Below are 7,690 nucleotides of genomic sequence, written 5' to 3'. Positions count from 1 at the left end.
GGCGGTCGATCCGCCCGGCGCAGCGTCGCCGTTTTGCCGAAGGCCTCGCCGCCGCCGCGGCGCCAGGGGTTTGGGGGTTTGCGCCAGCTGCGCGTCAGCGCAGTAGCTGGCGTATTGCGTCGGACTGACCCACCGTGTGCGGGCCGGCGCAATCGTTGTGACGGGCGGTCGATCCGCCCGGCGCAGCGTCGCCGTTTTGCCGAAGGCCTCGCCGCCGCCGCGGCGCCAGGGGTTTGGGGGTTTGCGCCAGCTGCGCGTCAGCGCAGTAGCTGGCGTATTGCGTCGGACTGGCTCACCGTGTGCGGGCCGGCGCAATCGTTGTGACGGGCGGTCGATCCGCCCGGCGCAGCGTCGCCGTTTTGCCGAAGGCCTCGCCGCCGTCGCGGCGCCAGGGGTTTGGGGGTTTGCGCCAGCTGCGCGTCAGCGCAGTAGCTGTCGTGTTGCGTCGGACTGGCTCACCGTGTGCGGGCCGGCGCAATCGTTGTGACGGGCGGTCGATCCGCCCGGCGCAGCGTCGCCGTTTTGCCGACGGGCCAGTCATGGGGTACAGATTTCCTATTGATTAAAGCTAGTGTAGAATGCCCGAAAACAAGCAAAGAGTGAGGTTATCCCTGTGAATGAGAACTTGAGCCATTCTTCCCCCGACGCATCCAAAGTAAAGCGTCCAAGACTGAGTGCCGCTGAAAAACTGGCAAAGATGGACCGAGAGCGAGAGGCTCTCCAGAAAAAAATTAAAGATAATGAGAAGAAGGAAAAGGAAAAGCATGCACAGGACATGATTAAAGTCCTTCGTGCGGCGGGGCTTGATTCTGTTCCAATTGAGAAATGGGAAAAGCACCTTCCTGAAATCAAAAAACTTCTCCTTGGCTATTAAAAAATTCATTATTGGAGATGGCAGATTAAATTCTGCCACCCCCAGAAATATTATTTTAAGCCTCCACTTTAATTTAGAATAAAGCCAGTTGATCTTTAGGCAGAATAAGACTCACCTTTGTTTCCGCCAAATACCTGGGAGCAAGTTCTGTTTTTTCTGAAACGACCTCCTGTTCCGCTGCCAGTCGTCTGGACCATCCGCCTAAAACGTGCGCCGGGGTATACCACGTTCCCCATTGCTTCAGCGTTAGCGTATTGCCCTGGACGACAACCGCCGGGATGTACAGCAGCGAAAATTGGATATAGGCCATGTGGACGGCCGTCGCGTCGATATCCCAAGCATTAACATGCATGACCTGCTGGAAGTTAATGCCTTCCTCTTGCATCAAATCAGCGTAGGCAATAACCATTGCGCCGGCGCCGACGGCCGGTTCATGCATGGTAAAAAATCGCCCCTCTTCCTGGGCCTGCCGCCAGGCATCCAACGGGCCATTATTAAGGCGGGCCATTAATTTGCATAATTCAGACGCTGTAAAAAATTGGCCTTTCCAGCTATCGGACAGCTCTAAAGCCATGAACACAGCACCAAGGAAATCATGGGGGCTAGTGCTCAAACCTTCTGTCACCATGGCCAACATCTTCGAAAACCGCCTAGCCTCCTCGGGCTCGTAGCGTTTAATGATCTGCATGTACTGTGCTTCGCGCGCTTCGAACTGGGCCAGATCAACCGAATTACTGATGGCCAGGGCGGCCATTTCGCAAAAGTCCCGGAAAACTTCATGTAGTCGATACCGCCGGCTGTTTTCCTTGATCAAACGGACGAACTCTTGCTGACACTCATTCATGCTTAAGGGGAGGCGATTTTTCATATTCTTGCCACTGGAAAAGCTTGCCCGGCTTGAGCCGGGCGTTTTTTATTAAACAACCTCTACGGGGAAGGCTTCATCTGGGTCCAGGGGGCCGGCTATCTGCTCACCCGTCTCATCGTTGAAAACCTCAACCCAGAACCCCTTCGTCCAAAACTGGAGACAACGGAGCCGGGCTAGAGTTGTAGATGAAACAATCGTTGTTTCCTCTGGCACGACAAGGCCATCAAGTTCCGGGATGAACGTCACAGCTTCGATTCGATATTGCATTTCAGTCTCCTAGAATTAGCGCTCTACGCGCTCGACTTTGATGATGAAGACTCGACCGTTCAGAATGACGCGGGTCAATTTGGAGCCATTCAGAGTGATCGTTGGTTTCATTTTTTGCCTTTCTGGGGTTTTCCAGACTCTCAAGAGGTGAGTGGAGCCTGCCGGTTCTAAAAATCATCCGCGAAGCGGATTCAACAAGTGCTTGGCCGGGGCCGGGGGATAGTGTTTGCCATCTCTCTGTCGGAGTTGCGTATGCCTGTGCCGTGAGTGCGAAAGAGCACAGCCGGACGGCAATGCAAATCGGCGCTTGCGCCCCCGCTTGCGGGTTGATTTGCATTGCCGGCTGGTTGTGCTGCACTCACATAAAGGCACGGGCATGCGCAATTCCGAGACCGAGAGAGAGATGGCATTCCCCCGGCGCTGGACGAGTTGGCGAAGCCCCGCTTGCGGATGATTTGAACCGGCGGGCGCAGCTCGCCTCGGAAATGGGCGGCGCAGCCGCGGCCGCAGCCCCTCACGGGGCCGAGGGGGTGGGGTTCAGAGCTTGAGGAAGATCAGGCGAGGATCCGCAGGACACGGCGCCTGGGCGAGCCCACGACCGCCAGGAACTGGCGGTGATCTTTGAAAAATGAAGACCATTCTTCTCAACAAGCATCGCACCAGGCCCACTTGGAGAATCTGGCGGGCAGCCAGGTCAACAACCGCCAGCTGGATTACGGGAATTGAGTTGGCAGGAAAAGGCTGGATGCATCGCATCCAGCTAGAATTGCAAACAGCCGCGCCGGAGGCGCCACCGAAGCCCTCAGGGCCGAGGGGTGGGGTTTAGGGCTTGCGGTGATAGAGAGAGGGGCCGCAGGACGCGGGGCCTGGGTAAGCCCACGACCGCCAGGGACTGGCGGTGATCTTTGAAGAAATGAGGGCGAACCAATTGAACATGCCGCACACCGTGCTCAGCTGCGTGCCAAGACAGCTGGGCTCTCCTGCATTCATTGAATAACTGGGTTGGTAGCGAAAGGCTGGATGCAACGCATCCAGCTAGAATTGCAAACAGCCGCGCCGGAGGCGCCACCGCTGCCCCCTGGGGCGTAAGGTGGGAATCCAGGTAAGATGGTGCTGTTTGCCAATGGCGAAAGGCAGGATGCTATGCATCCTGCCTTGGTTGAGGGGCACGGCAGCGACTGCGTAAGGCGCAGTCAGCGCTCCATGACGTGGAAGGGTTCTCCATGGTCAGATTGTTGGTTACCCGCCCCGCGCAGGAATTTCCAGAGCTTGAACATGCCGCTCCCCTCATCCGAGCCACTCTCGAGATGGATAAAATACGGAGAACCAGGAGCGCGGATGTGCTGTGCCAGCTTCGGGAAAATTTCGCATGCTGCCAGCTTGGCCGCGTCACCGTGGGAATCCGCCTCAACCGCGAATTGGTCCCCTCCGTTACGGCGCGGATCGATCAGGTATGTTGCCATTGTGCTATCTCCTTTGACGCCGGATCGGCGCCTCACTCGCAGAACAAAGTTATGCATGATGATTCAGGTGCCGCGCACAAGGGAGCAGCGCGCGGCGCAATCCACAAGTCATAATTTTACGCTTAAACGCTATCCCCTTGCTCCTGGTACTGGTAAAAGGTTTCGCCACGCGCCAGGCTTGCCAGCTGCCAATTTCCCGGCTCATCCTTCATCAGCTGCTCAGCCTCTTGCGGCAGGTATGGCTGCCACCCGCGCCGGCCTGTCGGGCTGGTCCAATGCAGATCCACACCAAACGCATGGTAGTGAAGGCCAACGCCGTACACCGGAACCTGTTCACCAATCTTTTGCAGGTCAGCTTGTACGCGGAGCAGCTGTTGCTCGGCCTCGGCGCAATCCATCGCCAGCCCCAGCAGCGCCTCCTCTACCCGCACCAGGATATCGACTTTTGCTTCGGCAACGCTTAGCGCTAGGCGCTGCTCGAAAGACAACTCAGGAAGGACCACCGCAGCGTGGGCGCGCTCGGCGCAGCCACGCTGGCAAGACGACACGTCATAGCCATGACCGCACAGCCCCTTCCGGTTCCACTCAAGGCGGATGCCGTAGAGCGCGTCGGCGGACCAGCCGGATTCCTCCAAGCCAACGCACTGATCAAACGTCAAACCGAGCGTGTCATCCGGAGAGTGCTCCCCCTCCGGTTCAGATTCCGGTGCGAAGCCGGGTTCACCCTCCCCAAATTCGCCCCCCAGTTCAAAGCACCCGCACGGGCATGTGTTTTCCTCCAGGCCATGCATGCAAAAGTCTTTCGCCAAATCATCGTCCTCCTCGGCGTCCAACGGATCCGGCATTGCATACATGCCAGCGTCGATAGCGAAGGCACGGACGAAGGCTTTATCTGTTGCGGACAGGCCCGTTGCAGCGGCATCAATCATGTTCGACATGCGGAGGATATATAACTCAGGCAGGGATCCACTGCCTGCTGCGACCCGCTCGGACATGCCCGGAATAGCGTCGATAACTTCTTGTGCGGTCGTGTACATGGTCTTCTCCCCTATTACTGCGCGCTTACTTCTTGGATGGCGTCGCGGATCAGTTCCTCAAAGCTAAACCCCCACCCGGACGGGAACACGTTGCGCAGCTCGCCGCGCAAGTAGTTTTCTGGCTGGGGCGCTTCGGCGCGGGAAACCTGGGCCAGCTTGCCGGCAAAGAGGCTGTCGATTGCCTGATTGATCAGACCCAGCGAGACGGAGCGATGCGGGATGATGTGACGCGCCTCACCAAAGGCCACACCGAAGGGCTTCGATGCGTGCTCGTACAGGTCTTCACTGCTGTTGAAGTGGCCATCTCGATGGCGCGACAGTAGCGCGGCGACCAGATCCTGGTCGGGGCCGTCCTCCCATGCCACCGCGACGGTGCCATAAGCGGTTTTGCGCACGCTGAACTTGACCTCCGGCCATATGCGCTTCAACTCCTTGCGGATGTTGGCCGCCGCCAGCTTGCCGCAGCTTTGGTGTTCACCTTGCTCCACTTGCTCCAGGTGCTGGAACTCGGGCGCGGTCTTCAGGCGGGCGACCTCAGCATCGAACGCGGCTTTCGCTTCCTGGCGTTTGGCTTGCTCGGACGCCTTGGCGGACGTAGCCCAGGCCAGACGCATGGCGATTTGTTGCGGCTTCTCCAGCGGCTCGCCCAGGATCCGCCAGGGACGCCGGCGCAGGGTGCTTTCGGCCACCTGGAGGACGATGCGCCCGGCGTCGAACACGATGTCAAAGCCCGCGCCGGTAGTGCACAGCTGGCCACCGTCCAACATCAGGATGTTTTCTACAGCAGGCTCGCCGTGGACTTCAAAAATCGTACCCGCGCCATTGTTCATGGACCACACACGCGAACCAATCGTAAGAAGCTCAGTATTGAGTACCGTCATATCGCTTTCCTCGCCTTTCCACCTCTCCGCCTGTGAGCGGAGCCTGCCGATTCAAAAATATCTGCCCGCTTCAGCGGGCTCCACAAGTCGGCCTGTTTGGCCGGGGCGGGCATCCTTGCCCTCTCCGCCCGCGTTCCGTATGCCTGTGCCGTGAGTGCGAAAGAGCACGACCGGCCGGCAATGCAAATCGGCGCTTGCGCCCCCGCTTGCGGGTTGATTTGCATTGCCGGCTGGTTGTGCTGCACTCACATAAAGGCACTGGCATGCGGAACCGGACCGAGCGGAGAGGGATTCCCGCCCCGGCCAAACTGGCTAGGCGAAGCCCCGCTTGCGGCAGGTTTGAATCGGCGGGCGCAGCTCGCTGGCGGAAACAGGCGCCGCAGGCGCGGCATTAGCCCCTGGGGGCTGAGGGGGGAGGCTTTACCTTGGCAAGGAACCAGCGCTGGCCAGCCGCTTGAGCGTGTGCGGTGCGCCATCGACCGCGCGGGACGCGCGGTGATCATCACCAGGATCCACCGGAAGTCACACAGCAGGATCCTGGCGGGCAAAGACCGGTGCTGGATCCTTACGAGTCCCCAGCTTCCTCGAGGCGGAACGGCCGGCGCCGCAGGCGCTGGCCGCTCTGCTGCCGGCATCGCCGGCGATGTAGATCCGGTGCCGCCGCCGGCGGCCTCATTTTCCGCCGCTCAGGGGCGGGGCCAGGGCAAGGCCGCACCTGGTACGGGCGGACCTTGCCGGCCGCCGCCGGCGGCCACGGTCTTAGCCTTTGAGCTTGCGCATTTCCTCGCTCAGCACCCAGAGCGCCCGGTTCAATTTCACGTTTTGGTCAATGCCGGTGACAGGGCGAGTCCGCATCGCCTTGCCGGTGGCGGTGCGCCCGCGCAGATCGCCCTTGATGATGTTTTCCTGCACGCGGTTAAAGGTGGTCCACAGATCGTCTTTAAGGTCGTCGCGCCGGCGCGCGCGCAAAATCTGGTCTTCGGTAATCGGAGCCGGAATCAGCGGGTCGTCGTAGCGCAGCGTTAGCGCTGCGCGGGCAAAGGCCTGTTGTTCGCCCGGGTTCAGGGTCAGCAGCTGCATCGCATCGCGCTGCTCGTCGGCCTTCTCGAACGATTCCAGCACCGAGAACGCGCCTTCGATCACGCGGCCGACCACATCGCCCTTATGCGGCACGCGGATATCGTTCAAGGTTTCGCCGCAGACCATGCCATTGCTGCAAACAAAGCGATAGACGCCGGACATCATCTGATAGGAGCTGCTGCCGTCATGGGAGTTGAGCAGGATGATTTCATTGGCCTCTTTGCCGTTGATCTGGCTGGCATGGCGCAGCCGGAGCATATGCTTCGTGTGCTCGCGCTTGTCGCTGTTGCGGACCTTGGTTTGACATGCCATGAAGGGCTGGAAGCCTTCTTTTCGCAAGCCGGCCAGCACGTCGGCGGTGGGGATGTAGGTGTAACGCTCGGAACGGCTTTCGTGGGCCGTCTCCGCAAAAATCGACGGCGCGACCTCGCGGATCTGGTCATCGGTCAGCGGGGCATCGGTGCGGATGGTGTGAGCATTACTGCCAAAACGGCTTGCGAGTCGCATACAAATTCCTTTTCTGGGGTTCCGGTTTTTCCCGCTCCTGGGAGAGCGGAGCCTGCCGGATCAATCATTCATCCGCGTAGCGGATTCCACCTTCGGGCCAGGCCTGCTGGAAGAGAGCCTTACCCTCCTCCTGTAGAGCTGCGTATGCCTGTGCCGTGAGTGCGCTCAAGCGCAGCCGGCCGCGGGTGACAAGTCGGCCGCAGGCCCCCGGCACGGGTTGACTTGCAGCCGCGGTTGGTTGTGCTGCACTCACCGAAAGGCACAGGGCATCGCAGCGGCTCCAGCGGGGAGGCTCCGCGGCCAGCAGCCCGGGCCCGGCGAAGCCCGCTTGCGGCTGATTGAATCCGGCGGGCGCAGCTCGCCAGACCCGAATAGATGCGGCGCAGCCGCGGCCGCAGCCCCTGGGGGCTGAGGGGGGAGGTTTTCACCTGGTGGCCCATTGCCCACGCCGGCGGGAAGTTGGGGAAGACCTACCGCGCGGGACGCGCGGTGATCCTGGGACTGTTGCTGTTCGTGGCGCTGGCCAGCAGGCCCGCCAGCTGGCGCCGGCAACACATGCCCATGACGAGCCACCACCAGGAACAGCGGCCCTACCCTATCCCATCGCCCAGTTCACACCTGGTACAAGCCGTCAGCGAAATTTTCCGGTCAGGGGGCTGGGTGTCGTCGCGGGCCGGGCAGCGCCTGGCGCGCGGCGACGCGCAGGGGGCGTG

7 protein-coding genes are annotated in these 7,690 nt (G+C 60.4%); 1 reads left to right on the top strand and 6 read right to left on the bottom strand.

From position 1 onward, the window contains the following. The first annotated feature begins 613 nt into the window (after nucleotides 1–613). Nucleotides 614–874, top strand: a complete 261-nt coding sequence (locus HA052_RS26605; RefSeq protein WP_166454360.1) for a hypothetical protein — start codon at nucleotides 614–616, stop codon at nucleotides 872–874. Nucleotides 875–947: 73 nt separating this feature from the next. Here HA052_RS26605 and HA052_RS26600 read toward each other — a convergent pair whose 3' ends face one another. The 6 genes from HA052_RS26600 to HA052_RS26575 all read right to left on the bottom strand — a co-directional run bounded on the left by HA052_RS26600 (nucleotide 948) and on the right by HA052_RS26575 (nucleotide 6,977). Next, nucleotides 948–1,742, bottom strand: a complete 795-nt coding sequence (locus tag HA052_RS26600) for an N-6 DNA methylase (RefSeq protein WP_166454359.1) — start codon at nucleotides 1,740–1,742, stop codon at nucleotides 948–950. A 48-nt stretch (nucleotides 1,743–1,790) separates the two neighbouring features. After that, nucleotides 1,791–2,009 carry a hypothetical protein gene (locus HA052_RS26595; protein WP_166454358.1) on the bottom strand — a complete coding sequence of 73 codons (219 nt, stop codon included), beginning with the start codon at nucleotides 2,007–2,009 and terminating at the stop codon, nucleotides 1,791–1,793. A gap of 1,193 nt (nucleotides 2,010–3,202) precedes the next feature. Beyond that, nucleotides 3,203–3,472: a hypothetical protein gene (locus HA052_RS26590; protein WP_166454357.1), complete on the bottom strand. Its 270-nt coding sequence runs from the start codon at nucleotides 3,470–3,472 to the stop codon at nucleotides 3,203–3,205. A 122-nt stretch (nucleotides 3,473–3,594) separates the two neighbouring features. Further along, complete coding sequence (locus HA052_RS26585) at nucleotides 3,595–4,509, bottom strand: hypothetical protein (RefSeq protein ID WP_166454356.1); 915 nt, start codon at nucleotides 4,507–4,509, stop codon at nucleotides 3,595–3,597. A 14-nt stretch (nucleotides 4,510–4,523) separates the two neighbouring features. Next, the gene (locus tag HA052_RS26580) at nucleotides 4,524–5,390 is read right to left on the bottom strand and encodes an LPD29 domain-containing protein (protein ID WP_206119072.1); all 867 of its coding nucleotides are present in this window, start codon (nucleotides 5,388–5,390) and stop codon (nucleotides 4,524–4,526) included. 759 nt (nucleotides 5,391–6,149) lie between these two features. Beyond that, nucleotides 6,150–6,977, bottom strand: coding sequence for a DUF932 domain-containing protein (locus HA052_RS26575; RefSeq protein WP_166454355.1), 828 nt, complete (start codon nucleotides 6,975–6,977; stop codon nucleotides 6,150–6,152). Nucleotides 6,978–7,690 lie beyond the last annotated feature (713 nt).

Origin of the sequence: Chromobacterium fluminis, from assembly GCF_011602385.1 — a bacterium.
Classification (GTDB): domain Bacteria; phylum Pseudomonadota; class Gammaproteobacteria; order Burkholderiales; family Chromobacteriaceae; genus Chromobacterium; species Chromobacterium fluminis.
The sequence above is the reverse complement of the archived record's forward strand: the minus strand, read 5'-3'. Positions and strand labels throughout refer to the sequence as shown.

What these genes read in the sequence shown, in the direction of transcription:
- HA052_RS26600 (WP_166454359.1), bottom strand. Translation starts at nt 1,742, where the DNA reads ATGAAAAATCGCCTCCCCTTAAGCATGAATGAGTGTCAGCAAGAGTTC.
- HA052_RS26595 (WP_166454358.1), bottom strand. Translation starts at nt 2,009, where the DNA reads ATGCAATATCGAATCGAAGCTGTGACGTTCATCCCGGAACTTGATGGC.
- HA052_RS26590 (WP_166454357.1), bottom strand. Translation starts at nt 3,472, where the DNA reads ATGGCAACATACCTGATCGATCCGCGCCGTAACGGAGGGGACCAATTC.
- HA052_RS26585 (WP_166454356.1), bottom strand. Translation starts at nt 4,509, where the DNA reads ATGTACACGACCGCACAAGAAGTTATCGACGCTATTCCGGGCATGTCC.
- HA052_RS26580 (WP_206119072.1), bottom strand. Translation starts at nt 5,390, where the DNA reads ATGACGGTACTCAATACTGAGCTTCTTACGATTGGTTCGCGTGTGTGG.
- HA052_RS26575 (WP_166454355.1), bottom strand. Translation starts at nt 6,977, where the DNA reads ATGCGACTCGCAAGCCGTTTTGGCAGTAATGCTCACACCATCCGCACC.